Here is a 26,725-nt window from a genome sequence, read left to right on the forward strand (position 1 = left end):
GTAACCCGCTTTCCTGAAGGAGCGCCAAAGCACGCTCGGTTCGTGATGTAACGTTGACGGCCGACTGTTGAGGTGGGTGAGTGAGGCATTCACGCCCACCCTCACAGATGCATTCGGCCTTCGTGACACCTGCGCCTTCATGCGCGGGTCAATATGTTTATGGTCGGTTCTCCCGTATCATGGTCACACCGGTTCCTCCGGAGAGACGCGTTCAGGCGCTCTCCTTGAAGTCGGCATCATAGGCGTCCGGGCCACCCTGGGAGAGATCGAGGGCAAAGCCCTTGACGCGCTCCTGCTGGGCACGGACGGGATTGGCAGCGCCAGAACGGACCGGAGCCTTGCCTTTGGCCGGAGCCGGACGATGGGCAACCGGAGCCGGGGCATGCCGCGCCGGAGCAGAGGCGGCGCCGCTGTCCACCTTGAAGTAAGCGATCGAGGTCTGCAGTTCCTCAGCCTGGGAGGCAAGCTCTTCCGCCGTGGCGGAGGACTCTTCCGATGCGCCGGCGTTCTGCTGCGTCACCTGATCGAGCTGCTGGATCGCCTCGTTGATCTGGGAGGCACCGATATCCTGCTCGCGACAGGCGGCGGTGATCTCGGACACGAGTTCCGCCGTCTTGCGGATATCCGGCACGAGGCGCGCGAGCATTTCGCCGGCTTCCTGCGCGGCCTTCACCGTGCTGCCGGACATGGCGCCGATTTCCGCGGCGGCAAGCTGCGAACGTTCGGCCAGCTTGCGCACTTCCGAGGCGACCACCGCAAAGCCCTTGCCATGTTCACCGGCGCGGGCGGCTTCCACGGCGGCGTTGAGAGCCAGCAGATCGGTCTGACGGGCGATTTCTTGAACGATGGAGATCTTGTCGGCAATGATGCGCATCGCGTCCACCGCACTGCGCACAGCCTCGCCGGAAGCTTCGGCATCCTTGGCGGACTGACGAGCGATCTTTTCGGTCTGCGCGGCGTTGTCGGCGTTCTGCTTGATGTTGGCCGCCATTTCCTCCATCGAGGCGGAGGCTTCTTCGGCAGCGGCAGCCTGTTCGGTCGCGCCCTGACTGACCTGTTCGGCGGCGGCGGAAAGCTGCTGCGAGGCGGAAGACACATTGTCGGAAGCCGAAACCGCATCGCCGATGATGCCACGCAGACGCTCGATCATGGTGTTGACGTAGGTCAGCAGTTCGCCGATTTCGTCACGGCTCGTGACCTGCGCGTTGCTGGTCAGGTCACCCTCAGCCACCGTGCGCACGGCCTCTACGGCACGACCGAGACCGCGGCTGATGATCAGTGAAAGCCAAATGGCTGCAACAACGGCAATGGCAAAGGCAACGCCGGCGATCACGATGAGCAAGGTCCGTGTCTGAACGTAGAAGTGCGATGCTTCAACCTGAGCGGCATCCATGTTTTCAACGGCCTGATTTTGCAACTTCACAGCCAGATCGCGCAAGGGAAGCGAAATCGGGCCCAGTTCTGCCGTGGCATAGGCGAGCGCGGCATCGCGGCCCTGCGTGTCATGAATCTCTTCGATTTTCTTGGTCACAACACCAAGGGCTTCTGCCGACTTCTGCAGCTCCATCCACATTGGGCGACCGACTTCACTGGCATTCGGCAGGCCTGCGGCAATAGCCGCCTGAAGATTCTTGGTCCGCTGTTCGGCATTCCGGTAGTCGGCTTCAGTTTCCTGGTCGGTAGCCCGGAGCAACGCATTGCGCTGCGCACGAATCTGTTCAGCCTGCTCGACGTTTACCTGCATCGCATATTGCAACTGCTTCGCCGGGCCGTTGATGACGTTTGCAAGCGTGTCATTCAATCCCGACAAGCTCATGATTGCATAAACGGCAACGCCGATAAGGAGCAGAACGACCGTTGCAAACGCGGCTCCAAGCCTGAATTTTATGGTCATACGCATTAGGGTTCTTTCTTCAAATAATGTGGCGGTTCGCGGCGTTTATCGGCGCTCGCGGTTTGTCGAGAAGATTGCTGTCAGGTTGGGAACGATGATGAAATCGGTTCCGCGCTTGACGAGGCACTCAATATAGTCCGGGCGCCAGCGCATACCGACGCTGGGCGGCGGCTCGCTGTTGGCCTTTGCAAGCGTGGTCACTTCATTGACCTTGTCCGTCCGGATGCCGACCAGCGTATCTTCGCCGTCGATGTCGATGGCGATGACGATGATGCGGCTGTCGATAGTGATCCGGGTCGGTTCCATGCCGAAAGCAAGACGGATATCGGCAAGCGGGATGACCTTGCCGCGGAAGTTGATGACGGAGCCGACGAAAGGCTGGCTGCCCGGCACCGGCGTTTCCGGCACCATGTCGAGAATTTCCTGGACCATAACGGCGCCAAGTGCGAAGGTCTCGCCGGCGATGTCGAAGATCAGGACCTCGATCTCCTCACGGTTTTCCCAGAATTCCTCATTGTGCTTCAAAGCCGCGCTGTTCATCCTGCCGCCCGCATATGCGCCTCCTGATGCTGCCCGGCCGCCACGAGATGGGCGACATCGAGAATGAGGGCGACATTGCCGTCGCCGAGAATGGTTGCACCCGAGAAGGTGGCGACGTCCTGATGAAGCTTGGACATGGACTTGATGACGGTCTGGTGATCGCCGATGATCTGGTCCACCACGAGGCCGACACGCTCCGAGCCGGTGGAGATGACGACGACCTTCTGGAAGGGATCGGGTTTGGTGCCGGTCAGGAAGAGATCGCGCAGGCGGATGAACGGCACGAGGCTGTCCCTGAGCGAGATGAAAGAGCGGCCTCTGGAACGCAGATCTTCTTCGATCGACAGTTCCAGGCATTCCTCGACTGCCGCGAGCGGAATGACGTAGCGCCCGGAACCGACACGCACCAGCAGGCCATCGATGATGGCAAGCGTGAGCGGAATGGCGAGCGACACTTCCGAACCCGCGCCCGGATTGCTCACGACGTTGATCGTGCCGCGCAACGCCTCGACCGACTTCTTCACCACATCCATGCCGACGCCGCGCCCCGAAAGATTGGTGACCTGCGCCGCCGTCGAAAAGCCCGGCTGGAAGATGAGTTGCAGCAGCTCCTGGTCGGAAAGCTGGGTGTTGGGCGTGATGATACCGGAGGATTCCGCCTTGGCGCGCACCCGGCTCCGGTCGATACCGCGGCCATCATCGACGATGGTGATTGTCACTTCGCCACCGGACTGGCGGGCGGCGAGCGTGATGCGGCCAACGGGCGACTTGCCGGCAGCGATACGTTCCTCCGCCGTTTCCAGGCCGTGATCGCAGGAATTGCGCACGAGATGGACCAGCGGATCGGCCAGCCGTTCGATGACACCCTTGTCGACCTCTGTGCTTTCGCCTTCCGTGACGAGTTCGATCTGCTTGCCGGTTTCGCGGGCGAGATCGTGGATGAGGCGGCGGAAACGGCCGAAAAGCTGGGTGATCGGCACCATGCGCAGAACCATCATCGTATCGCGCAGCTCACCGGAGAGACGCTCGATGTCTTCCGATACGGCGCGCAACCCGATATCGACGCTTGACGTGGCAAGCTGGTAGAGGCGGGACTGGGCGATCACGAGTTCACCGACGCGATCCATCAACTCGTCGAGACGCTCGGCGGGAACACGCACGTTTTCCTGACCGCGGGCATTGGCGCGGACGTCCTGAACCGGCGCCTTCTCCGCTTTGGAAACCGGGGCCGCTGCAGGCGCTGCGGCAATGGCCGGAGCCACAGGTTGTACCTGGGGCTTCACCTCGACAACGGGGGCGGTGTCCAGATCCTCCTCGGAAACCGAAAGCTCCATATCGTCCATGACGAAGATGAAGACGTCATCGATATCCGAACGCGGGCGTTCTGTTACCAGTTCGACACGCCAGCCGACATGAAGGTTGGTGGGCACGAGCTTTTCGAGGGGGGGAATGGAAGCACGGTCGGCAATGACCTTGCAGTCGCCGAGTTCGCGCAGTTCATCGAGCAGGCCGAGCGGATTGGTGCCGTTGGCCATGGCGTTGACGGGAAGGCGGAAGAGCAGCGTATAGCGCTTGCGGCCCGCTGGCTTCTTCTGTTCGCCGGCCTTGACCGGTGTGTCGACCGGTGCGGCTGCCTCACCGCCGCCGGCGGCCTTCACGGCCTGGTGCAGAACAGCCAGAAGCCGCTCGCTTTCAGCGCCATGTTCGCCGTTCGGCGTTTCCACGAGAAGACGCATCTGGTCGCGGGCCTCAAGCACCGCGGCCACCAGTTCCTGTGTCGCCGGAACCTCGCCCTTGCGCACCTGATCGAAGGCGGTTTCGCAGTGATGGGTAAAGGCGGCCAGCGCGTCGAAGCCGAACATCGCGCCTGAGCCCTTGAGAGTGTGAAGGCCGCGAAAAACGGCATCGACCAGATCACGGTCGTCGAGATTGCGACCGAGATCGAGCAGGCCGGCTTCGATCTGCTCGAGCAGTTCACCGGCTTCAAGACGGAATACCGTGATCGGATCGGGAAAACTCATTTGCCGAGCACCTTGCGAACGATCTTGACGAGGTTTTCCGGGTCGAACGGCTTGGTCAGCCAGCCGGTGGCGCCGGCATTCTTGGCCCGCGTCTTCAGTGCTGCATCGGACTCGGTGGTGAGAAAGATGATCGGGATGCCGGTCTGGCTCGGAATCTTGCGAAGTTCCTCGATCATCGTCAGGCCGTCCATGATCGGCATGTTCAGGTCCGTCACGATCAGGTCGAAACGCTCGGCCTGCGCCTTGGCAAGACCGTCCGCGCCGTTGACCGCTTCGCTCACCGCATAGCCAGCGGTCGATAGGGCAACATTCGTTGTCAGCCGAATGCTGGCGCTGTCGTCAACCGTTAGAATTCTTGCGCTCACCTCAAGCTACTCCTTCTTTAAACCAGAAACGAAGCGCGTCTTCCGCAGCTCCTTCCACAAACCCGCCGCGATGAAGCGTGGCGGCAACGGCGTCGCTGACGGGCAGCGACAACGTGAGAGACATGCCGGCAGAAGCGGCCTGAAGCCGCGCGGCTTCAACCATCTGAACAAGGCTGAGATCGGCGTCGGTGCAGGTGCTGAGGTCAAGTTCAACCGCAGCAGAGTTTTCTATTGCAGCGCGAAGCTCTTTATAGACTTCGGCGATGTTCCTGATATTGGCTGTCGGCCCAATACAGTGCGCTTTCACACCTGCCTGCATTTTATTTCCCTAATTTATATTATGACAATACATTGTATACCTCGAAATAGTCGAGCGTATTGGTAAACAAAGGACTAATACAAAACCTCAAGTTTAGCCGATTTGACGCCATTGCGACGCAAAATCTCATCGACAAGAAATTAATGATATCCGTCAAAAAACTCATTAAATTTTAAATACAGCGGCTTAGAACGACTATGGGCCAAAATTGGTGGCTTTTCGAAGCAACTGGCACTAATGGTACAGTTTCTCATCGATTAATATATATAGTATTGAGTTGTTGATGATGACGAGTTTACGAATTTTTTCCCTTATCAGTGTAGTCGATTTTCAGTTCAGGCCAAGTAGAGGGTGAAATCGTGAAAACATCGATCAAGCAGGATAATGGCCTCGTAAACCCCAGTCGCCGCAACCCTGAGCTGCTCTCGGCGCTGGATCAGGCCCATAGCCAGCTTGAAACGCGCTTTCTCAATGGCGGCGCCGTGCTGATGTCCGTCATGGAGGTTCTCAAGCGATTGATCGGATCGCTCGACCTTCTGAGCAGCGCGCTCGACGAGAAGACCACCGAAGGCACGACTGCCAGCATTCTGGAAACCGTCGGGCACCTCTCCCATCTGCCTGTGAAGGAAGAAGCGCGGCGCCTGTCGCTGGATCGCCTGGCCGAAGTCTGTTTTTCGATGCGCGAGCATGTCTGCGACATGCAGGAAACCATGCGCTACCTGCGTACTTTCGCCGTCACGGTGAAGATCACCGGGGCGGGCCTGCCGGGCTTTTCCGCCTTCGCCGAGGAAATTCTCGAACGTATTCAATCCGGAACCCAGGAAGTTTCGCGTTTCGCCACGCAACTGGAAGCGATGTACGCGAAACTGACGGAAGCGAAGGATTTTTCGGCGGAAACCGCGCTGGAATATGCCCAGACGGTGCCGGCAATCGTTGAGGATCTGAGCCGCAATGCCGCGAATGTCGGCGATCACCAGAAGTCGATGGCAAGCATGGCCAAACAGGTCGGCAACCTCGCGCGCGGCGTCCAGATGAAGATTGCCGCCGTGCTTTCCGCGTTGCAGATCGGCGACATTACCCGTCAGCGCATCGAGCATGTGCGAACCAGCCTCGAAATTCTCGATGCCTATCTCCTTGAACGCGATGCCGATATCCGCAAGGACGAGTGGGCGTTGCGGCTGGAGACGGCCGTCCTTCACCTCGCTGCCGCGCAAATGACGGAAACGGCTTCCGACTTTCGCCACCAGTGCCGGGAGATCGTCACCAAGATCACCAGCTTTGTCGACGATACCCGCGAAATCCTCACCATGCGTGACGCGATGGCCACGGAGAACACGGGCGGTGGCCACACTTTCCTGCACACGCTTGAGGAAAGCGTATCCTCTGCCGGTGAGGTCGTCGCCCGCGTTCGCGAAGTCAGCAGCCGCGCCAATGCCGTGGCTCAAACCACATCCGGCACGGTTCAGGACCTGATGCAGGGCATCGAGGTGGTCCGCGCCATCAAGACCGACATTCACTATATGGCGCTCAATTCCAATCTGCGCTGCTCAAAACTGGGCGAAGCCGGCCGCTCCATCAATGTGGTAACGTCCGAATTGCGGATCTTCGCCGGCAAACTCGAGGTTGCGGCGGAAAGCATTGTCGGGCAACTTCATGACCTGACCAGTGCCGCCGGCGAACTCCATGGCGAGAACAGCGGTGACGAGGATGTCGGAGAGCCGCTGGCCAGGGCGCTGGTGACGATCCGGGGCGTCTGCGCCAATACTGAAGGCGCTATCGGCGAACTTGCCAACGAAGGCCAGGCCGTTTTCAGTCAGGTCAGCGCTGCCATCGCAAAGCTCGATTTCGAAAGCGAACTCGGCGAAATCATCGAGAACGTATCCGCCGGCTTCGCCGAGATCACCGATACGCCGCTCGATCTTTCAGGGCTCGATCAGGAGGCGGAAGATCTGGGTGCCCGCATCTTCCGGATCTATACGATGATGCAGGAACGGGCCGTGCACGAAACGATCCTGCCCGGCAATCTGTCCGCAGCCGCGCCGGCGCCTGCCGCACCGGCGAGCGACGACGACCTGTTCGAGGATGCCCTTTTCTAACGAAACCCTGGCGGGAATTGAGGCCGTCCAACCTTGGTGACGGCAACATTCTGCTTCCTCCACTTTACCCTGCCTTAATCACAATCCGAAAAGCCGGTTCGCGCCGGCTGCATTCCGTTCTATGCAGATGCGCGCCGCTAAAACCCTGCATTTTTGAGGGGTTGACCTTTCCCGTGAATGGTTTCGCTGGGACCTGCATCAAATTATCGCAGTTGTGCGAGAGTTTGATGTTGCAATCCCGGTCGATTAGCAGAGGAAAATTAAGCTACACGTAATACACGTTGAGCGTACATATATTTTATGCAAGGAAAGGGAATAACCGGTGCCGGTCGCTTTTGATCCCACGACTTTCACGGCGTCAATGCCGGGAAGCGTTGGCCTGGCTGCGGAGTATTCCCGATTTTTGAAGACTGAGGATCGCCGATGATGGATGAGCCGGCCGAAGTTGCCGATCTGATCAGAGACGCCCTGGACAATGCGGCCATTGTGGCCCGCACAGATCTCAAGGGCACAATTACCTTCGTGAACCGGAAATTCTGCGAAATAAGCGGTTATTCACGGGAAGAACTGCTTGGTGCGAACCATCGCATCCTGCGTTCCGGCCTTCACGACAGCGGCTTCTTCCGTGAGATGTATCGCGCCATTGCCCAGGGCACCGTATGGCATGGCGAGATTTGCAACAGGCGCAAGAATGGTGAAATCTACTGGGTCGACACAACCATCGTGCCGCATTTCGACCCGCAGGGTAAGCTTACCAGCTACACCTCCGTGCGCTTCGACATTACCGCCCGCAAGATCGCCGAGCGTGACCTCAGGCTCAACAGATCTCAACTCGAGCGTGCAGTCAATATCGACCCCCTGACCGATCTTCCCAATCGCCGCTGCTTCCAGAATTACATGGAACGCCGGATCGCCGAGGCCGGCGAAGCGAGCCCGCTTCATCTGGCGCTGCTCGACATCGACGCGTTCAAGGAGATCAACGATACGTTTGGCCACGATGCGGGAGACCAGCTTCTGAAGATCGTTGCCGAGCGGTTGCGCGCGTTCAGCAGCGACGCCGTCTTCATCGCCCGTCTGGGCGGCGACGAATTCGCCGTCGTCATTTCGGACATGCAGGCTGCACAGGCCAACGATCTGATTCACGACGTACAGGAGGCGTTGCGCGCACCGTTCTCGATCAGTGACTGGCAAAGGCACAGCACGACGAGCCTTGGGGTTGCCATCTGCCCCGACCACGCGCGCGATGGCGAAAGCCTGTTCAAGCGCGCCGATATCGCTCTCTACTATGCCAAGGACATGGGTCGCGACCGTTGCGAAGTGTTTCGCAGCGAGTTTCAGGATTCCATCGACCGCCGTGCCGAACTGCTCGACGAGATCGAGGCGGGACTGGATGACGGCCAGTTTGCCATGAATTACCAGCCGATCGTCAACGCCGACCCGCAGGAGCCGGTTTCACTGGAAGCGCTGCTCCGCTGGCAGCATCCGCGGCTCGGCACGATTTCACCCGAACGTTTTGCATCCGGCATGAACGATCCGGCGATCCAGGCGGAGATCGGCCTTTTTGTAATGCAGCGGGTGCTTTCCGATTTTGCCGCCATGCGCAGGCAAGGATTGGCCATCGGCCGCGTCGCGCTCAATCTGACCAATGCCGACTTGCGATCCGACACATTCAGCAACCGCTTCTTCGAACTCTGCGAAACACTGGATATCATGCCTTCGGACATCTGCATGGAAGTCACGGAGGGCATGTTTCTGGGGCGCGGCACGGCATCGATGCGGGCTCGCCTGACGCGGCTGCATTCAGCCGGTGTCGAGGTTGCGCTCGACGATTTCGGAACAGGCTATGCTTCGCTGACCCATTTGCGCCAACTGCCGTTCGACCGCCTGAAGATCGACCGCAGCTTCATCACCAACATCATGAAAAGCCAGGAAGATCTGGCCATCGTGCGGGGTATCATCGGCATTGCCCACAGCCTGGGCAAGCGCGTGACTGCCGAAGGCGTCGAGACCGCCGACCATGCGGAGCTTCTGTTGCGTCTTGGCTGCGACCATCTTCAGGGTTGGCATTTCGCCAAGGCCACGCCGACGGCCTTGCTCGGTGATGTTCTCATCAGCATGCCGGCCTTGCCGCCGGTCGGCAAGGCGAAGCGAAGCGCACCTCCGGAGGATGACACAAGGCTGGCAACGTTATCCGGCAAGTGAGCCGGGTTGATCCCTGCCGTCAGCGGGCGTCGGGTGGATTGATGCCCGGCATCCAGACGCCACGGGCCGGCGGGTCACGGCTTTCCAGCACTATACCGTTCTTTTCGCAACGATAGACGCGCTCGGGCAGGCTGCGATCGAACCCTTCGCTACCATCCTGCCGATGGGTGCTGAGCGTGGTGGTGCAGGTGAAGCCATCCGCTCGCGCCGCCTCCATCTCCTCCGGTGTCTTCACGCCAGGCAAATCCTGATAGGCGGGCGTCGGCTGCGCATCGAGGTTCAGCTTCGGCAGCTTCTTTTCCGCCGCGCCCGCTGTCGCGACACCGGCGAGAAGCAGAACAAGGAAAACGGCAGACCGATGCATCAGGGCCTCCTGTAACCGGTCGGCGCCTCATAGAGCCAGCCAATGCGCTTGATTGCCGCCTCCAGATTCTCGCGTGCCACCGTCATGGTATGGCCATTGGCATGCAGCAGGGTTTCCGCGTCTTCCATGATGCCGACATGGCCCTTCCAGAACACCAGATCGCCACGGCGCAGTTCCTCGCGGGTAATCGGCGTACCGAGACGCGCCGCCTGCATGTCGGAATCACGCGGAGCTTCCCGGCCGGCCATCATCATCGAAAGCTGCACGAGACCCGAACAATCGATGCCGAAGCCCGAGCGGCCGCCCCAGAGATAGGGCGTTTCAAGGAAACGGGCGGCAATCGCCACATAATCATCGGAGGCGACCTGTTCAAGCGGCAGGCAATGGGCGGCGATGACGGCGCCGCCGCCATCCATCAGCGCATATTTCGTGCCGCGGGTCTCTTCCTCACCGACCAGCGAAACGCGGCTGCCCATGGACAGTTCGCCCGCGTGGGGAAACCGCAGGTCGGGACCGGGATAGACGAAGGTGCGCGGCGCGACGACCCAGTGGGTCGGCTCATCGATCTCGTCGGAAATATCCTCTTCCGGGAGATAGCCGACATAACCGTCGATATCGGATTGCACGAAGGCCCATTCGTCCTGACGGTCGAACACCGTTATCGGCTCGCCGAACAAAAATTGCGTATCGATGGAAGCGCGGAAATCCGGGCGCGGGCGAATGCCCGCCACCGGCACGACGACCGTTGCCACGTCACCTTCGACAAAACGTTCCGCTTCGACCTGACCCTTCAAACGGATATCCGCGAGATCGGGACGAAAGGCGTTGAGACGGCGGTCGAGCATAGGAATGTCCTCTGGTTCATGCTGCGGCGGATGGCTTTACACATCCAGCCGACGGCCTTCGGCGATGATGAGATCGCCAAGGCGTTCGAGATAAAGCGCGCCGGTCACGGTGCGGCGGATGATGACATTGCGCCGGTCACGCTCGTCGCGCACGCGCTCTACCAAACCCATTTCTCCCATCGTGTCCAGTGCTCGGGTAATCACAGGTTTGGTAACATCAAGCGTCGCGGCCAGCCCCCGCACGGTGTGCGGCGGCGGCTTGAGATAGATATGCAGCAGGATGGCCATCTGGCGAAGCGTCAGGTCGGTGCGTTCCTGCCGCACCTGCTGAAGGGTTGCCGCATGCCAGAGCAGAAGCGCCTGCGACGGACTGAGTTCAACGGGCAACGGACACGCTCCGGGTTATCGTTTCGCTTCCGTTTCATTGTCCGTCAATCCGGCCTTTCAGGCAAGCGGTTCAGACGAACCGTTTGACGATATGGTGATAGAGCGCACGGATGGCCTGCGCCTCGCCACCGGACGGCCCATGCGCCCGCTCCGCCGGTGCCCAGCCATAAACGTCGAAGTGAACCCAGCTTTTGGCCTCTGCGACGAACCGGTTGAGGAAAAGGGCCGCGGTGATCGCGCCGGCCATGCCCCCCGCGGGCGCATTGGTCAGATCGGCGATCTTGGCGGAAAGGTCCTTTTCATAGCCGCGGTGAAGCGGCAGGCGCCAAAGAGGATCGTCATAGCGGATGGAAGCCGCGGCAATGCCGGCGGCCAAGTCCTCGTCATCGGTGAAGAAGGGCGGCACATCCGGACCGAGCGCCGTGCGGGCGGCCCCCGTCAGGGTCGCCATGTCGATCAGGAGGTCGGGGGCTTCCTCATCGGCCAGAGCCAGCGCATCGGCAAGGATCAGCCGGCCCTCGGCATCGGTATTGTCAATCTGCACCGAAAGGCCCTTGCGGCTGCGATAGATATCGCCGGGTCGGAAAGCATTGCCGGCGATGGAGTTTTCCACGGCAGGTACGATCACCCGCAGATCGACCTTCAGCCCGGCATCCATGATCATCATCGCGAGACCGAGAACATTGGCCGCACCGCCCATGTCCTTCTTCATCAACGCCATGCCGGAGGCCGGCTTGATGTCCAGACCGCCGGTATCGAAACACACGCCCTTGCCGACCAGAGTAAGCTTCGGTGCGCCGGGCTTGCCCCAGCGCAATTCCATCAGGCGCGGCGCTTCCGCACCGGCACGGCCGACGGCATGGACCAGCGGGAAATTGTGATCGAGCAGCGCATCGCCCACCGAGACCTTCACCACCGCCTTGTACTGGCTGGCAAGTTCCCGGAACGTCGCCTCGAGCTTGGCCGGGCCCATATCGTTGGCCGGCGTGTTGATGAGATCGCGCACGAGATAGATCGCCGCGAGTTCGCGGTGAAGCTGGTCAGCATCGACGCCGGCGGGCATGCGCAGGCGCGGCAGAGCCGGTGGATCGGATTTGTAGCGGTCGAAACTATAGGCACCAAGGCCGAAGCCGAGCGCCATCTGGGTGGGCGTCAGCGGTGTCGTCTCGATATGCCAGTCACCCGCCGGCAGAAGGCGCACCAGCTTGCCGGCGATGAAGGGGGTGTCCTGCGGCTTCGCACCCAGACCGAACAGCACTCCGCCCAGCTTTCCATCGGTGCCGGGAAAAGGCAACAGTGTGCCGCTGGCCGCCTTGAAGCCTGCCTTGCCAGCCCAGTCGCGCGCCGCCGGCGCAATCCCCGACCCGGTTTCGAGATCGGCAGGGGTGACAGCGAAAACGGGCAGCGTCTTGACCCCTTCCGGGCAGAAGGGCGAGGTTCGTTCGATGAACTGATAGGACTGCATGGGGACCTTCGGAGTACGGCGGAATCAGCGCGTTAACGATCTATTAGGGTTAACAGATTATTGCTGAATTGAGGATTGCGCCACACCCTTCCGGCAAATCGGACCGGTCCGGCGCCGGAACCCGGAGATCGTGCCATGCTGCTGACAACGCCAGATCTGAAAAGCCGGCTGCTGCGCGGCGTTGCAGTCGCCCTTGTTGCGCTTCCGCTTGCCGCCTGCGGCACCAGCCGCCAGACGACGGGTTCGACCACCGACAGTGCCTCGCTGAGCATGCCGGGCAAGCCGGTCGACTCCATGACCGCTACCGAACTGGCGGATGCCGCGCGCAAATACAGCATTGCCTACGAAAAGAACCCCAAGGATCGCCGCATCGGCCTTAACTACGCCAATGTGCTGCGCATGACGGGCCGCAATGCACAGTCATTGGCGGTGATGCAGCAGATGGCCATCGCCTTCCCCAACGATCGGGAAATTCTGGCCGCCTACGGCAAGGCACAGGCCGGTGCCGGCCAGCTTGATGAAGCCCTGACGACCATCCGCCGGGCGCAGACGCCGGATATGCCCGACTGGCGGCTCGTTTCCGCCGAAGGCGCTGTGCTCGACCAGCTTGGTCGGGCGAACGACGCCCGCCGTCGCTACAACGATGCGCTGCAGATCCAGCCAAACGAACCGAGCATCCTGTCGAATCTCGGCATGTCCTACCTGCTCTCCGGCGACCTGAAATCCGCGGAAAGCTATCTCCGGGCCGCCATGGCACAGCCGACCGCCGACAGCCGCGTGCGGCAAAACTATTCGCTGGTGGTCGGCCTGCAGGGCCGCTTCGCCGAAGCTGAAAAGATCGCCCGTCAGGAGCTTTCGCCGCAGCAGGCCGATGCCAACGTCGCCTATCTGCGCAGCATGCTGTCCCAGCAGAACGCCTGGCAGCAGCTTTCCCAGAAGGACAAGAAGGCCGGCGGCTGAACCACCCCACCAGCCACTCTGCCCTGACAAGCCGGACGGTGACTTGCCTTTTCCGCGATACGGGTATATACCCTCATCCATGTTGTCGCCCTGTCACTGCACACGCCTGAGAATGGCGGCCCGGAAGATTTCCGCCCTTTACGATGCCGCACTGGCACCGGTAGGCATCAGCGTTGCGCAATTTGCGGTTCTGCGAACCATCGAACACCGGCAACCGATCAGTCTGACGGATCTGGCCGGGCGGCTCGACCTCGACCGATCCACCATGGGCCGTAATGTGCGGGTGATCGAGAAGATCGGGCTGGTCGCAACCACCAAGGGCGACGACCAGCGTGAGGCAGCCGTCAGCCTGACGGATAAGGGTGCGGCCCTCCTCGCCCGCGCGATCCCGCTTTGGGAGAGTTGTCAGAAAGATATCGAAAGCCGCCTTGGTCCCGATCGAGTTGCCATGATCGGAGAACTCCTGCCGTTGCTGTGACGGTCTTCTGTTTCACATATACGGGTATATACCCTTAAAATGGAGCCTTTTATGCCATCAAGCGAACCCGCCGCCGGTACGGCATTTCTTCCGGCCTTCTTCGCGCGCCGTGGCGTGCATTATGGCTGGGTGGTTGCCGGCGTCACCTTTCTTGCCATGCTCGTCACCGCCGGCGCGGTCGGCACGCCCGGCGTGCTGATCGGTCCGCTGCAGAAGGAGTTCGGCTGGACGACCTCTGAAATTTCCTCGGCCTTCGCAATCCGGCTTGTGCTGTTCGGTTTGATGGGTCCCTTTGCGGCCGCTTTCATGAACCGCTTCGGGCTTCGCCCGGTGGCCACGGTGGCGCTTTCGCTCATCGGAGCCGGCATATTCGGCTCGTTCTACATGACAACGATCTGGCAGCTCATGCTGCTGTGGGGTGTGGTCGTGGGCTTTGGCACGGGACTGACGGCGATGGTGCTGGGCGCAACGGTTGCCACACGCTGGTTCTCCAGACGACGCGGCCTCGTCATCGGGCTTTTGACCGCGAGTACCGCAACCGGCCAGCTTGTCTTCCTGCCGCTGCTTGCCTCGCTGGCGGAGAATGCCGGCTGGCGTGGAGCGCTTGCCTTCATGCTCGTCATGCTGCTGATCGCCGCGATTGCGGTTCTCTTCCTGCTCAGGGATCGTCCTGCTGATGTCGGGCTTGCCCCCTACGGCGCAACCGAGGTACAGCCCGGCCCGGCAGCGGCCCCAGCAACCCTGATGGCCATGCTTGCTTCGCCGCTCATCGCGCTCAGGGATGCTAGCCGGACCAGCCTGTTCTGGGTTCTCTTCGGCACTTTCTTCGTGTGCGGCGCAAGCACCAACGGGCTGGTGCAGACCCATTTCGTTTCACTATGCGGCGATTACGGCATGGCGGCGGTTGCCGCCGCGGGGATGCTGGCGGTCATCGGCGTGTTCGATTTCATCGGAACGGTGGGATCGGGCTGGCTTTCCGACCGGTTCGACAGCCGCACGCTGCTGTTCTGGTATTACGGCCTGCGGGGCCTGTCGCTCATCTACCTGCCCTTCACCGATTTCAGCTTTTACGAATTGTCGATCTTCGCGGTGTTCTACGGGCTCGACTGGGTGGCGACCGTACCACCGACGATCAAGCTCACCGCCGACCGGTTCGGCGAGCGCGCCAACCTCGTCTTCGGCTGGATCTTCGCCGGCCATCAGTTGGGCGCTGCATTTGCCGCCTTCGGCGCCGGCTTCATCCGCTCGGCCTATGAGACCTATCTTCCGGCCTTCTTCCTGGCCGGGCTTCTGTGCCTTGCGGCATCGCTGGCCATCATCGCGCTGCGCGATCCGCCTGCCCGCCTTGCGCCGGCCGCCAGTTGAGGCGGCCGGACCCGCCTCCGCTCAGGAGGCGGGTCCGGTCCTTGTACATCAATAGATGAAATCGCCGGTATCGAGCTGCGAAAGCTTGAAGTTCTCGATCGTCACGCTCGACGTTGCAGAAAGCTTCAATACGACATCATCGCCGGACTGTCTTGCGCCGGCAATCACCGAACGAACCTGAGCAAGGCTGAAATCATCAAGCTCGATACGGTCCACACCGTTGCTGAAATCCGTGATCACGTCACGACCGTCATTCCGGTCGAACTCGAAGGTGTCGGCGCCGCTGCCACCGGTCAGGATGTCGTTGCCGAGCCCACCTTCCAGATGATCGCGACCATATCCGCCGTTCAGCTTGTCGTTTCCGGAGCCCCCGTCAAGTTCGTCATTGCCGGCGCCGCCAAGAAGCGTGTCGTTGCCCGAACCACCCTCAAGCTCATCATTGCCGGTACCGCCATCGAGAACATCGGCGCCCGAGCCGCCTTCCAGATCGTCATGGCCATCGCCGCCATAGAGCTTGTCGTTACCCGAACCGCCTTCGAGATCATCATTGCCGGCACCGCCCCAAAGACGGTCATTGCCGTTGCCGCCGTAAAGCTCGTCATTGCCGGCATAGCCGTAAAGCGAATCATCGCCATCCCGTCCGAACAACCAGTCGGCAACCGTCGTACCCTTCAGGAGATCTGCATTGATGGTTCCATTCTTGCGTGCCATGGCTGTGCTCCTTCGAATATGTACGCCCTGAACCGGACAGCGCGGCTGCGCCTCGATCCACCGGGCTTGTGACTGCCGATGGCGCCCATGCACCCGGCCTGAGACAACAATTGCCACAGGGCGCCTGACAGCGGCCTGACCCGACCTGTCAGGCAAATGTCAGGTTGGAAGACTTATAAGAAAGCGCATGAAACGCACTGTCTTCCTCGCTTCCGTTCTGACGCTTCTGCCGCTGTTTGCAGCCGGTCAGCCGCCCGCTGTGGCTCCGGATTTCGAGATCGCTCGCGATGCCGTCGAACGGGGCGATATCCTGCCGCTCGCCGAAATTCTGAACCGGCTGGCCAGGGTGCATCCCGGCCGGGTCGTCGAGGTCGAACTGGAATACAGCAAGGGTATTCTGGTTTATGAAGTCGAACTCGTGACCGAGGACGGTCGTCTCATCGAGGTGGACATGAACGCCGCAACGGGCGACATTCTGGGGGTTGAGGAAGAAGAAGATGACGACTGAGCCGAGGATCGATGCGCGCGCTGATCGTTGAGGATGACCGACGGATCGCCGAAAGCCTTGAACGCGCCCTCGCCTCCGCAGGCTTTCGCGCCGAACGCGCCGAGGATGGCGAGACGGCGTGGTTTCGTGGCGGAACGGAAGATTACGATCTGATCGTTCTCGATCTCGGTCTGCCGAAGCTCGATGGCCTGACCGTGCTCAAGCGCTGGCGCGCGGAGGGCTGCGAAAGCCCGATCCTCATCCTCACCGCCCGCGGAGCATGGACGGAACGGGTTGAAGGGATTGATGCAGGCGCCGACGACTATCTCGCCAAGCCCTTCCGCATGGAAGAACTGATCGCCCGCGCGCGTGCGCTGGTGCGCCGGGCGGGCGGGCGCGGTGCCGCGCGCCATCAGGTCGGTCGATTGACGGTCGATCTCAACCATATGACCATCGCCATCGACGGTGTGCCAACCTCTGTCACCCCGCTCGAGTTCCGCCTCATCGCCTATCTGACGCTGCATCAGGACAAGGTTGTGCCGCCCGGCGAATTGCTGGAGCACCTTTACGGCGAGGACGACGCCCGCGAGGCGAATGCGCTCGAAGCCATCATCGCCCGCCTGCGCCGCAAGCTCGGCCCCGGCGTCATCGCCACCCGGCGTGGCTTCGGCTACCATCTGGAACGGCCGGAATGAGAAGCCGTTCCCTGCGATGGCGGCTATTGCTGGCTGGCGCGGTTGCCATTTTTTCCGCTCTCGCCCTCTCCGCCATCGTCCTGGCCATTCTCTTCGATCGCCATGTGGAGCGTGTCGCCGTCTCAAGCCTGAACGCCCGTGCACTCGCTCTTGTCGCGATGGTGGAGCCGGGCGGGCCCGCCGGTGCAACCATCCGCAAGCCGCCGGCCGACCCGCTCTACGATCAACCCTTTTCCGGCCACTACTGGCAGATTGCCCTCGGCGGCGAAATTCATCGGTCACGCTCGCTGTGGGATCACCAGTTTTCCATGGCAGCCGATGGCCCCGTTCCGGGTAAACCGCGCACGATTGTGCTGGAGGGCCCACGCAAGGAAGCGCTGGTCGCCGTCGAACATGCCTTGCGTGTGGGTAGCGGCAAGGATGCCGTTCCGCTACGCATCATCGTCGCCGCCGACCGCAGCGAGATCGCGGCGGCGCGGCGCGCGTTTCTCGGTGATCTCGTTCCCTACATCGCAGTTCTGGCAGCCCTGCTTCTGGCGGCATCCTGGGCACAGATCACCGTGGGTCTCAGACCGCTCGCCCAGATCGGCCAGCGCATTGCTGGGCTGAATTCCGGCGGACCAAGCCGCATCGGACAGGACCTGCCAACCGAAGTCATTCCGCTTGCCAGCGAACTGGACGCACTGCTCGATGCCCGCGACCGGGAGCTGGAACGGGCCCGCCACCGGGCCGGCGATCTGGCGCACGGTTTCAAGACCCCGCTTCAGGCGCTTCTCGGCGATGCCCAGCGTCTGCGTGATCAGGGGGAAGACGAGATCAGCGGCAGTATCGAAGACGTGGTGGCAGCCATGCGCCGACTGGTGGACCGGGAACTCGCCCGCGCCCGCATCCGCTCGAACCGTAATCCCGGCTTCTGCGATCCCGCCGCTCTTCTGCGGAAAGTCATCGCCGTGTTGCGGAAAACGCCGAGGGGTCGCGATATCGACTGGCGCATCGAGGTCGAAAACGGGCTTTCGGCGCGCATCGACGCCGACGACCTGACCGAGGCGCTCGGCGCATTGCTGGAAAACGCGATGCGGCATGCGCGTGATACCGTAACAGCACGCGCTGCCGCCCAAAAAGGTCGCGTCGTCATCACTATAGAAGACGATGGTACCGGCGTGCCGGACGGCGATCTTCTGCGGCTGGTGGAACGTGGCGTGCGTCTGGACGAGAGCGGCGAAGGCCAGGGCATAGGTCTTGCCATTGTCGCCGATATCGTGGAGGCTGCCCGCGGGACGCTTGCCTTCAGCAATGCCTCGCCGGGGCTCAGGGCCGAGATTTCCCTTGCCGCCGGACCGGGCGGCGATGCAGCCGGTCAGAAGCGATCGGCCACCTGAATACCGGCAGGGCCGAGAATGACGGCCACGAGAACCGGCAGGAAGAACAGGATCATCGGTACGGTCAGCTTCGGCGGCAGGGCGGCGGCTTTCTTTTCGGCCTCGTTCATGCGCTCGTCACGGCCCTCCTGGGCGAGCACGCGCAGAGCCGAGGCAATCGGCGTACCATAGCGCTCGGCCTGGATCAGCGCCTGCATCACGCTTTTGACCATGTCGAGCTGCGTGCGCAGGCCGAGGTTCTCAAGGGCCGTTCGACGGTCCTGGAGGAAGGAGAGTTCCGCCGTTGTCACGACCATTTCCTCCGCCAGCTCCGGCGAAGCTTCGGTCATCTCTTCGGCCACGCGGCGCATGGCCGCTTCCATGGAAATCCCCGATTCAACGCAGATCAGCATCAGGTCCAGCGCATCCGGCCAGGCGCGTTTGATCGAAAGCTGCCGCTTCTTCATCTTGTTGGAAATAAAGATGTTCGGTGCGTAGAAGCCGAGATAGGCAAAGACGATGGAGCCGAAAATACGCATCGGCAACGGCTTGTCCGCCAGGTTGCCCAGAACGAACAGCCAGACAAGCGCCGCGACGAAGAACACGAAGGGCAACGTGAACCGCGCGACGAGGAAGGTGTTCAGGGCGTTTTGCGAGCGATAACCCGCCGCCTTCAGCTTGTTGACCGTGTTCTCGTCGACAAGCGCCTCGCGCAGGTTGAAGCGCTCGACGATCTGCTTGACGGACCGGTTATTGTTGCCGCGCAATGCCGCACGGCCAATCGTGGTTTCCGAAGCCATCCGGGCACGTTCACGGGCGCGGATCAGTTCGCGCTCCGACGAGACGGCGCGCATGCGTTTTTCGAAACCCTCGCGCGCCAGATAGGGCTGAATCATCGCAAACACGGTGGCGAAAACCGCGACAGCGACGAGAAGGGCGACGATCATTGACGGTTCCATGGCGCCGTTCCCTCAGATATCGAAGTTGATCATGTTTCGCATCACGAAAATGCCGATCGACATCCAGAAGGCGGAGACGGCCAGGATGATGTGACCACGCGTATCGGTGAAGAGAATCATGATGTATTGGGGCGACGTCAGATAAACGAGCGTCGCGACGATAAAGGGCAGCGCACCGATGATAACGGCGGATGCCTTGGCCTCCATCGAAAGCGCCTGCACCTTGGCGCGCATCTTGCGACGCTCGCGCAGCACCTTCGAGAGGTTGGCCAGCGCCTCGGACAGGTTACCGCCCGCCTGCGCCTGAATAGCAATGACGATCGAGAAGAAGTTCACTTCCTGAAGCGGCATGGTCTGCATGATACGGGCGCAGGAATCGGACACGGAAAGCCCCATCTGCTGCGACTCCACCGCCCGGCGGAACTCGCTCTTGACCGGCTCCTGGCCATCGGCGGCAATCAGACGCAGCGCATCGTTGAGGGGCAAACCCGACTTGATCGAACGCACCATGACGTCGAGCGCGTTCGGAAACTCTTCCAGAAACTTCTTCTTGCGGCGATTGAGGAGGAAATTCAGCACGAAACGCGGCAGGCCTGCACCGGCGACGAAACCGGCACCAAGGCAAACGATCAGATTGAACCCCGCCAGCAGCAACACGAAAGCAACGAAAACGCCAAAGCCACCCCCGATCATGTAGAACTGGCGCGGCGAAATATTCAGCCCCGCCTGCACGAGGCGGACCTTGACACTGGCCTGTGCGGCCTTGCGGCTTTTCTCTTCCTGCTTGCGCTCCAGTTCCTTCAGCGAATCCTGCACGGATTTACGGCGCTTGGACACTTCGGCAATACGGTCGCGCGAAGCCTTGATGCGGGCACGGTCGGTTTCGGCCGCCTGCACCCGCTTTACGCGGCTTTCCGTCTTCTTGTCGACCTCAAGGCGGCTGTAGAGCAGGCCCCAGGCAACCGCCCCGGCAGAAATGGCGGCGAGCACGACAATCGCCAGCACGGTCAGGTCCATCGCTCACTCCTCCTTTTTTCCCGGTCCGACACTCCGCAGGAGCCTCAGTTGGTCTGCTTTTCCATCGCGTCCAGCGTCGCTGCCAGCCGCTTTTCTTCATTGTAGTAACGGGCGCGATCCCAGAAGTGCGGCTTGCCAATGCCAGTCGAGACGTGGCGACCGATGATCTTGCCGTTGGCGTCTTCACCCTCGATCTCGTAGCGCATCAGGTCCTGGGTCACGATCACCTCGCCTTCCATGCCCACCACTTCGGTGATGTGGGTAATGCGGCGCGAACCGTCGCGCAGGCGGGCGGCCTGGATGATGATATCGATCGAGCCGGAAATGATTTCGCGCACCGTCTTCGCCGGCAGCGTGAAGCCGCCCATGGCAATCATCGATTCCATACGGCTCAGGCATTCGCGCGGCGTATTGGCGTGGATCGTGCCCATCGAACCGTCGTGGCCGGTGTTCATGGCCTGCAGAAGGTCGAACACCTCCGCGCCACGCACTTCGCCGACGATGATGCGTTCGGGACGCATACGCAGGCAGTTCTTGATGAGATCGCGCATGGTGATCTCGCCCTCGCCCTCGATGTTGGGCGGGCGGGTTTCCAGTCGCACCACATGCGGCTGCTGAAGCTGGAGTTCGGCCGTATCCTCACAGGTGATGACACGTTCATCCGTTTCGATGTAGCGCGTCAGGCAGTTCAGAAGCGTCGTCTTGCCCGAACCAGTACCGCCCGAGATGACGAGGTTACACCGGCTGCGGCCGATGATCTGCAGAAGCACCGCGCCTTCCGGTGTAATGGCGCCGAAGCGTACGAGCTGATCGAGCGTCAGCTTGTCCTTTTTGAACTTACGAATGGTGAGCGCCGGACCATCGATGGCAAGCGGCGGGGCGATAACGTTCACACGCGAACCGTCGGGCAGGCGGGCGTCGCAAATCGGCGAGGATTCATCGACGCGGCGCCCCACCTGACTGACGATGCGCTGGCACACCGACAGGAGTTGCGCATTGTCACGGAAGCGGATCTCCGATTCTATGGTCTTGCCGCCCACTTCGATAAAGGTCTGGCCGGCCCCGTTGACCATGATGTCGGCGATGTCGTCGCGGGCCAGAAGCGGCTCCAGCGGACCGTAGCCCAGAACGTCGTTGCAGATGTCCTCAAGCAGGTCTTCCTGCTCGGAAATCGGCATCGCGATGTTCTTGATGGTGATGATATCGTTGACGATATCACGAATTTCCTCACGCGCGCTCTCGGTATCCAGCTTGGCAAGCTGCGAGAGATCGATCGTGTCGATCAGGGCGGAGAAGACCTGTGTCTTGGTGTCGTAATAATCTTCCGTGCGGGCGACGCGGCGGCGGGTTGTGCCAGTATTGCCCGGCGGCTGCATGGCCGGCGGCGTCATCTGCTGGCGTGAAGACGTATTGTCCCGCGGCGGCTCGGCAAGAACCTCCGGTCCCTTGGTAACGACGGGCGCGGGCGCAACCGGCGCCGCAGAGGTCGTCTGCACCGTTCCAGCGGGTTTTTTCCCGAAGCCATCGTTACCGCGTTTTCCAAACATGCCCTGTTTCCATCTTCATCATTCCGGAAGCGTTCCGGCCCGGCGGCGGCCTCACTTGCGCTTGCGCAGCATCGAAAGCATCGCACCAAGACCGGCGCGTTTCGGCTTCTTGGCGGCGACGCGCCCCGTCACCACATGCGAAAGCTGTGCGAATGTTTCAGCAATCGCCGACTTCGGATCGACCTCGAAGATCATGCGCCCGCTATTGGCGGCATTGCCGAACATCTGCACATCGAAGGGGATGATCGCGACCGGCTCCAGTTCCAGCGGCTCGAAGAAATCAGAAGGCGCGATTTCCGGGCGCTTGGGCATGCCGACCTGATTGAGAACGAGATGCGGCGGCTTGTCATTCGGCCGCAGCTTCTTCAAGGCGTCGAGCATGTTCTTGGTGTTGCGCAGATTGGCAAGATCCGGCACCGCCGTGATCACGATCTCGTCCACTTCGGAAAGCAGGGAACGGGTCCAGTCCGACCACTGGTGCGGGACGTCGAGAACGGAAAGCGGCGCACTGCGCTGGAGAACTTCGAGAACGGGCAGGAAAGCCCCGCTTTCAAAATCATAGGCGCGATCGAGCAGCGACGGCGCCGCGAGAAGCGAAAGATGCTCGGAGCATTTCGTCAGCAGGCGGTCGAGGAAGACCTCGTCCAGACGATCCGGCGCGAACACCGCCTCGGCGATCCCCTGGGCAGGGTCCTGATCGAAGTCGATATTGGCCGTGCCATAGGGCAGATCGAGATCGGCGAGGATCGTTTCGGAGGAGAACAGGGTCGAGACGCCGAAGGCGCAATTATGCGCGATGGTCGAGGAACCGACACCACCCTTGGCGCCGATAAAGGCGATGGAGCGGCCAAGCGGCTCGGCTTCGGGATCCACGAAGATGGAAGCAATGGCAACCAGAAGGTCGGCCATGCCGACCGGGGTCACCATATATTCGGAAATGCCGTTACGGATCAGCTCGCGGTAAAGCGAGATGTCGTTGTAGCGACCGATGACGATGACGCGCGTATTCGGGTCGCAGACTTCGGCCAGCGGCCCAAGTTCGGGAAGAATGTCCTCCGGCTTGGCATGGCTTTCGATGATGATAAGGTTCGGCGTCGACGTGGAGGCAAACATGTTCGCGGCCGCGGCAACGGACCCGCCCGTGACACGCATCGCGACCTTGGCCATGCGACGGTCGCCTGCAAGGCGCTCCATCACCCGCTGAACCTCTGCGCTTTCGCAGAAGGCATGGACCGAAATGCGGGGGAGCGGGCGCAGGCCTTCGAGATCCACCGCGCGGGCTTCTTCTTCCGGCGCGTGATCTGCGAAGTCGTCTGCCTTGCGGATTTCGTAATTGACCGTGCTCATATCTTACGTTCCGTTTCCTTGCCGGATTGCCTCAATTGCCGCTCGTTTCCTTGAGTTCCGTGAACGTCGTGCGATAGCGGTTGAGCGCATTTGCACGCGATTCCGCATCGACCGGCGTCATGGCGCGCGGGCCAAGCAGATCGGAAGGATTGGCGATCTGGGCCGCGAGGTTATTCTGATAGGCGCAACCAAAGTTGTGGTACTGGCGGTTGGCCATGTCGGGGGCGATGTTCTTCGGCCACTCGCCGCACTGGCTGGCAACCATGGCGGTGGTTGCGACATAGCTCAGGCGGATCGGCGCCGCTTCCCCGCCTGATGCCGGGTAACTACCCTCAACCACCGAACGGGGATCGACGCCTCCGCGCTTCAGGTCGGCAAAAATCTGTTCGCGCATGCTGCGGGCAGCAGCCGAGTTCGGAGCGCCCTGCGGATAAAGAACCTGCACGGTTCCTTTCGAATACTCACTGCGGGCACGCGCAAAGCCACGTACCACCTCACGCGCCGACATGGTCAGCGCCCGGTCGCCGGATGCAACCGGCACATCCATCGTATGTTCCGCCTCGGTAATGACGATCGGATGGCGCTCGCGGTAATCATCAACAGAACCCGTTGTCATGCCGTCGCGGGTGCTGCCGCACGCTGAAAGCAGAAGGACCAGCGACAGGCCGCCGAGCATGCGAAGCGGATGAGCCTTGATTGCAGAGGACATGCTTTCGTCCCTTCCGTTGAACGGCCTGATGGTTTCGATCATCGTCATGACGCCGCTCCTCATTTGTAGATAAACCCGACATTGCCGTGGTACTGGCCGGGCTGGACCTGCTCCTTGCGGCCGTAGATCTTGTTGACCCGGTCAAGCAGGAAGGTGCCGGCATCGTTCGACGGCGAGAGATTGTCATCCGGCCGGGCCAACTGGTTACGCGCCACCGGGCGCACCAGATACGGTGTCGCAATGATGACGAGTTCGGTTTCCGTGCGCTCAACGGTCTTGTCTCTGAACAGGGCACCCAGAACCGGTATCTTGTTGGCGACAGGCGTTCCATTGGTTGTATGCTTCTGGTCATCCTGGATCAGGCCGGCCAGCGCGAGCGAGCCACCGGACGGCAACTCGACAGACGTCTCCATATCGCGCTTGCGATACTCGACCCCGGACGTGGAGGTAATCGGCTCGGACACCTTGGTCTGGATGCGGAGGCTGATGCGGCCGGACGACAGGACCGTCGGGGTGAAGCCAAGGGAGATGCCGTAATTATAGGACGTCAGCGTGTAGCTGCCATTGCCGTCCGGTACATAGTAAAGCCGGTCGCCACCGGAATTGAACGTGGCCGACTGACCGGAGATCGCCGTCAGCGTCGGTTCCGCCAATGTCTTGAGAACCTTGGCCTGTTCAAGCGCATCAATGGTCGATTGCAGCGCATATTTACCAATCTGTCCGGTCACCGTGCCGGAAAGGCCGGTCGAGCTGGTGCCGAGCGTCAGCAGGTCGAAGCCGGAACCTGAGCCCTGCTGGACGGAGTTGGTAAAGCCGAGTTGTTTCAGAACCTCGCGGCGAACCTCGGCCACCGTAACCTTCAGCGTCACCTGATCCTCGCCATCGACCGTCAGGAGGTTCACGACCTGCGAGGTCTGGCGCCCTTCGGCATAAATGGCGACATCACCGCCATTGTTGCCACCGCTGGCGGTCATGTTGCGGGTTGTCGCCTCACCGCCCTTCAGGAAGACTTTGGCCAGTTTCACGACCTGATCGGAATCCTGCGGCGTGCGCACGGACCCCGTCAGCACGATGTTGTCCGAAACAATTTCCACCTTCACATCCGAGTCCGGCACGAAGCGGCGAATATTGGCCTCCAGCCCGCCGATGTCGCGTTCGATCTCGACATCGAGACTGACGATCTCATCGCCATTGGCACCGAAGATAAAGATGTTCGTCTGACCGACCGTCTTGCCGAAAAGGTAGATGCGCCGGGATGTACGCGTCACCGCGTCAGCCATGGAGGGATCGGCAACCAGGATGTCGTGCGCGTCGGCAGGCAGGTCTACGACCAGCGCCTTATTGAGGCCAAGCTTAACGCGCTTGCGGGCACCCGCTCCGGAGTTGGTAATGCGCAGAATGCTGGGCGCTTCATTGGAGGCGGCCTGTGCGCGTTCCACGGCAACGAACGGCGGCGGCACCAGCGAAAGACTGATGCCCAGAACGAGACTGGCCCGGACAGCGCCGGCGATCTTGCGATTCTTCTTCACTGTACCGACCTCGCTCATTGCATATCCGATGTTTTGCTGGACGAAGCCGGCTGCCCCGTTGCGGTCGCCGTGCCAGCCGAACTTGCCGCGCCTGTCCCGCTCGGCGTGCTGGTGGTCAATGTGCCCGATTTGATCAACTGAACGGCCGGATTGTTGCTACCGCCGCTCAGCAGATAATCCGCAGAACGCGTATCCGCTTCCTGCGCATCGACAATCGAGCGGAGCGACAAGGTCAGGCGATCAGCCATCTGCTGGGTAACCGCGATCACCTTTGCCTGGTCCGGCGTCAGTTCCAGTGTCGCAGTGGTCCCGATAACGGCCTTTGCCCCATCCTCCCGCTCCTGGATCTGCTGGTCGATGGCCAGAACGCGGATGTTCTCGAGAACGGTTTCCGTCGTGAAACTGCCACCGTCACCACGGCGCACCATGATGACGTCAACGCGATCGTTCGGCAGGATGAAGCCGCCGGCACCGGTCGAGACGGAAATTTCGGTCGAAACCGCGCGCTTGCCGGCCGGCAGCAATGCCGACATGACATTGGTTTTGGCATCGGCGATCTTTTCGCGGCGCACCGGTTCACCGGCAAAGAGCGGCATGCGGACCACAGACCCCGTCACATCCTTCACCGCTTCCGGCATGGCACGGTCGGTGATGTAGCCATCGATCAGCGCCGTTTCAGGCCACTCGGCCCAACGTACCGTATTCTCGTTCAGACGCGATCCGACGGGCAGGTTCTCGGCCGAAACCAGAACCTTCACGGTGGGTTCCTTCTTGATGATCGTCTCGGCCTGCTGCATCACCACCTGCTGCGTGCCGGTCATACGCATGGCGATCAGGCCTGCCAGACCGGCGGCGCCAATGGCGACTGCGAGAATTATGATGCGAGCGGGCTTCATGGGCGTTCTCTGAAAGGGGCACAAATCTCTAGTTCAGCCCGCAGGATGGGCCCCAATGGTGTAATTATGGTTAACAACTTCCTTAAATATGGGATTAACAAACCGTTGATGGCCTGCGTCGACGACACGAAAAAGCCGGCACGAGGGCCGGCTTCTGATTATCAACGAT

At 61.2% G+C, this 26,725-nt stretch carries 25 protein-coding genes; 8 read left to right on the plus strand and 17 right to left on the minus strand.

The window, feature by feature from the left end; translation table 11 throughout:
• Window positions 1–211: 211 nt before the first annotated feature.
• Genes GGQ66_RS01025 through GGQ66_RS01045 form a run of 5 tightly spaced genes read right to left on the minus strand, consistent with a single transcriptional unit; the run spans window position 212 to window position 5,139 of the window.
• Entirely contained in the window at window positions 212–1,900 is a 1,689-nt protein-coding gene (locus GGQ66_RS01025) for a methyl-accepting chemotaxis protein (RefSeq protein WP_183788506.1), read from the minus strand.
• Window positions 1,901–1,939: 39 nt separating this feature from the next.
• Window positions 1,940–2,434 (minus strand): chemotaxis protein CheW, encoded by a 495-nt coding sequence (locus GGQ66_RS01030; protein ID WP_183788508.1) that lies wholly within the window; start codon window positions 2,432–2,434, stop codon window positions 1,940–1,942.
• Window positions 2,431–4,455 carry a chemotaxis protein CheA gene (locus GGQ66_RS01035; protein ID WP_183788510.1) on the minus strand — a complete coding sequence of 675 codons (2,025 nt, stop codon included), beginning with the start codon at window positions 4,453–4,455 and terminating at the stop codon, window positions 2,431–2,433. Before GGQ66_RS01035 ends, GGQ66_RS01030 begins: the two co-directional genes overlap by 4 nt.
• Window positions 4,452–4,820 carry a response regulator gene (locus tag GGQ66_RS01040; protein WP_183788512.1) on the minus strand — a complete coding sequence of 123 codons (369 nt, stop codon included), beginning with the start codon at window positions 4,818–4,820 and terminating at the stop codon, window positions 4,452–4,454. Before GGQ66_RS01040 ends, GGQ66_RS01035 begins: the two co-directional genes overlap by 4 nt.
• A 1-nt stretch (window position 4,821) precedes the next feature.
• Window positions 4,822–5,139: an STAS domain-containing protein gene (locus GGQ66_RS01045; RefSeq protein WP_183788513.1), complete on the minus strand. Its 318-nt coding sequence runs from the start codon at window positions 5,137–5,139 to the stop codon at window positions 4,822–4,824.
• Window positions 5,140–5,498: 359 nt separating this feature from the next.
• Here GGQ66_RS01045 and GGQ66_RS01050 point away from each other — a divergent pair, with 359 nt between their 5' ends.
• Window positions 5,499–7,235 carry a methyl-accepting chemotaxis protein gene (locus tag GGQ66_RS01050; RefSeq protein WP_183788515.1) on the plus strand — a complete coding sequence of 579 codons (1,737 nt, stop codon included), beginning with the start codon at window positions 5,499–5,501 and terminating at the stop codon, window positions 7,233–7,235.
• A 423-nt stretch (window positions 7,236–7,658) separates the two neighbouring features.
• The gene (locus tag GGQ66_RS01055; RefSeq protein ID WP_183788517.1) at window positions 7,659–9,437 is read left to right on the plus strand and encodes a putative bifunctional diguanylate cyclase/phosphodiesterase; all 1,779 of its coding nucleotides are present in this window, start codon (window positions 7,659–7,661) and stop codon (window positions 9,435–9,437) included.
• A 19-nt stretch (window positions 9,438–9,456) separates the two neighbouring features.
• On the opposite strand, the gene GGQ66_RS01060 is transcribed toward GGQ66_RS01055, so the two are convergent.
• The 4 genes from GGQ66_RS01060 to GGQ66_RS01075 form a co-directional block, all read right to left on the minus strand.
• Window positions 9,457–9,801, minus strand: a complete 345-nt coding sequence (locus GGQ66_RS01060; protein WP_183788519.1) for a hypothetical protein — start codon at window positions 9,799–9,801, stop codon at window positions 9,457–9,459.
• The gene (locus GGQ66_RS01065) at window positions 9,801–10,652 is read right to left on the minus strand and encodes a C40 family peptidase (RefSeq protein ID WP_183788885.1); all 852 of its coding nucleotides are present in this window, start codon (window positions 10,650–10,652) and stop codon (window positions 9,801–9,803) included. Before GGQ66_RS01065 ends, GGQ66_RS01060 begins: the two co-directional genes overlap by 1 nt.
• 30 nt (window positions 10,653–10,682) lie before the next feature.
• Entirely contained in the window at window positions 10,683–11,033 is a 351-nt protein-coding gene (locus GGQ66_RS01070) for a MarR family transcriptional regulator (protein ID WP_183788521.1), read from the minus strand.
• Between the two features lie 70 nt (window positions 11,034–11,103).
• Window positions 11,104–12,498 carry a leucyl aminopeptidase family protein gene (locus GGQ66_RS01075; RefSeq protein WP_183788523.1) on the minus strand — a complete coding sequence of 465 codons (1,395 nt, stop codon included), beginning with the start codon at window positions 12,496–12,498 and terminating at the stop codon, window positions 11,104–11,106.
• A gap of 135 nt (window positions 12,499–12,633) precedes the next feature.
• Here GGQ66_RS01075 and GGQ66_RS01080 point away from each other — a divergent pair, with 135 nt between their 5' ends.
• From GGQ66_RS01080 to GGQ66_RS01090, 3 genes are all read left to right on the plus strand, one after another.
• A complete protein-coding gene (locus GGQ66_RS01080) occupies window positions 12,634–13,458 on the plus strand; it encodes a tetratricopeptide repeat protein (protein WP_183788525.1) in 825 nt (274 codons plus the stop codon).
• A 112-nt stretch (window positions 13,459–13,570) separates the two neighbouring features.
• The gene (locus GGQ66_RS01085; protein ID WP_237358751.1) at window positions 13,571–13,936 is read left to right on the plus strand and encodes a MarR family winged helix-turn-helix transcriptional regulator; all 366 of its coding nucleotides are present in this window, start codon (window positions 13,571–13,573) and stop codon (window positions 13,934–13,936) included.
• Window positions 13,937–13,987: 51 nt separating this feature from the next.
• On the plus strand, window positions 13,988–15,301 hold the full coding sequence (locus tag GGQ66_RS01090; RefSeq protein ID WP_237358752.1) for an MFS transporter: 1,314 nt from the start codon (window positions 13,988–13,990) through the stop codon (window positions 15,299–15,301).
• 48 nt (window positions 15,302–15,349) lie between these two features.
• Here the strand turns inward: GGQ66_RS01090 and GGQ66_RS01095 are convergent, their stop codons facing one another.
• Window positions 15,350–16,012 (minus strand): calcium-binding protein, encoded by a 663-nt coding sequence (locus tag GGQ66_RS01095; RefSeq protein WP_183788529.1) that lies wholly within the window; start codon window positions 16,010–16,012, stop codon window positions 15,350–15,352.
• A gap of 187 nt (window positions 16,013–16,199) precedes the next feature.
• Here GGQ66_RS01095 and GGQ66_RS01100 point away from each other — a divergent pair, with 187 nt between their 5' ends.
• From GGQ66_RS01100 to GGQ66_RS01110, 3 genes are read left to right on the plus strand one after another with little or no spacing between them, the layout of a single operon-like run.
• The gene (locus tag GGQ66_RS01100) at window positions 16,200–16,520 is read left to right on the plus strand and encodes a PepSY domain-containing protein (RefSeq protein ID WP_183788531.1); all 321 of its coding nucleotides are present in this window, start codon (window positions 16,200–16,202) and stop codon (window positions 16,518–16,520) included.
• Between the two features lie 11 nt (window positions 16,521–16,531).
• Complete coding sequence (locus tag GGQ66_RS01105; protein ID WP_183788533.1) at window positions 16,532–17,194, plus strand: response regulator; 663 nt, start codon at window positions 16,532–16,534, stop codon at window positions 17,192–17,194.
• The gene (locus tag GGQ66_RS01110) at window positions 17,191–18,573 is read left to right on the plus strand and encodes a sensor histidine kinase (protein ID WP_183788535.1); all 1,383 of its coding nucleotides are present in this window, start codon (window positions 17,191–17,193) and stop codon (window positions 18,571–18,573) included. Before GGQ66_RS01105 ends, GGQ66_RS01110 begins: the two co-directional genes overlap by 4 nt.
• On the opposite strand, the gene GGQ66_RS01115 is transcribed toward GGQ66_RS01110, so the two are convergent.
• The 7 genes from GGQ66_RS01115 to cpaB are packed head-to-tail and all read right to left on the minus strand — an operon-like array spanning window position 18,552 to window position 26,556.
• Window positions 18,552–19,511: a type II secretion system F family protein gene (locus GGQ66_RS01115; RefSeq protein WP_183788536.1), complete on the minus strand. Its 960-nt coding sequence runs from the start codon at window positions 19,509–19,511 to the stop codon at window positions 18,552–18,554. The two genes, GGQ66_RS01110 and GGQ66_RS01115, sit on opposite strands and share 22 nt — an antisense overlap.
• A gap of 12 nt (window positions 19,512–19,523) precedes the next feature.
• Entirely contained in the window at window positions 19,524–20,528 is a 1,005-nt protein-coding gene (locus tag GGQ66_RS01120) for a type II secretion system F family protein (RefSeq protein ID WP_183788538.1), read from the minus strand.
• 44 nt (window positions 20,529–20,572) lie between these two features.
• On the minus strand, window positions 20,573–22,075 hold the full coding sequence (locus tag GGQ66_RS01125) for a TadA family conjugal transfer-associated ATPase (RefSeq protein ID WP_183788540.1): 1,503 nt from the start codon (window positions 22,073–22,075) through the stop codon (window positions 20,573–20,575).
• Between the two features lie 51 nt (window positions 22,076–22,126).
• Window positions 22,127–23,422: a CpaE/TadZ family protein gene (locus GGQ66_RS01130; protein WP_183788542.1), complete on the minus strand. Its 1,296-nt coding sequence runs from the start codon at window positions 23,420–23,422 to the stop codon at window positions 22,127–22,129.
• A gap of 31 nt (window positions 23,423–23,453) precedes the next feature.
• On the minus strand, window positions 23,454–24,179 hold the full coding sequence (locus GGQ66_RS01135) for a CpaD family pilus assembly protein (RefSeq protein WP_183788544.1): 726 nt from the start codon (window positions 24,177–24,179) through the stop codon (window positions 23,454–23,456).
• Between the two features lie 11 nt (window positions 24,180–24,190).
• Entirely contained in the window at window positions 24,191–25,678 is a 1,488-nt protein-coding gene (locus tag GGQ66_RS01140) for a type II and III secretion system protein family protein (protein WP_183788546.1), read from the minus strand.
• Window positions 25,675–26,556 (minus strand): Flp pilus assembly protein CpaB, encoded by an 882-nt coding sequence (gene cpaB / locus GGQ66_RS01145; protein ID WP_183788548.1) that lies wholly within the window; start codon window positions 26,554–26,556, stop codon window positions 25,675–25,677. The genes GGQ66_RS01140 and cpaB overlap by 4 nt, the downstream gene beginning before the upstream one ends.
• Window positions 26,557–26,725 lie beyond the last annotated feature (169 nt).

This window comes from Allorhizobium borbori, assembly GCF_014196535.1.
In the GTDB taxonomy this organism is placed as follows: domain Bacteria; phylum Pseudomonadota; class Alphaproteobacteria; order Rhizobiales; family Rhizobiaceae; genus Ectorhizobium; species Ectorhizobium borbori.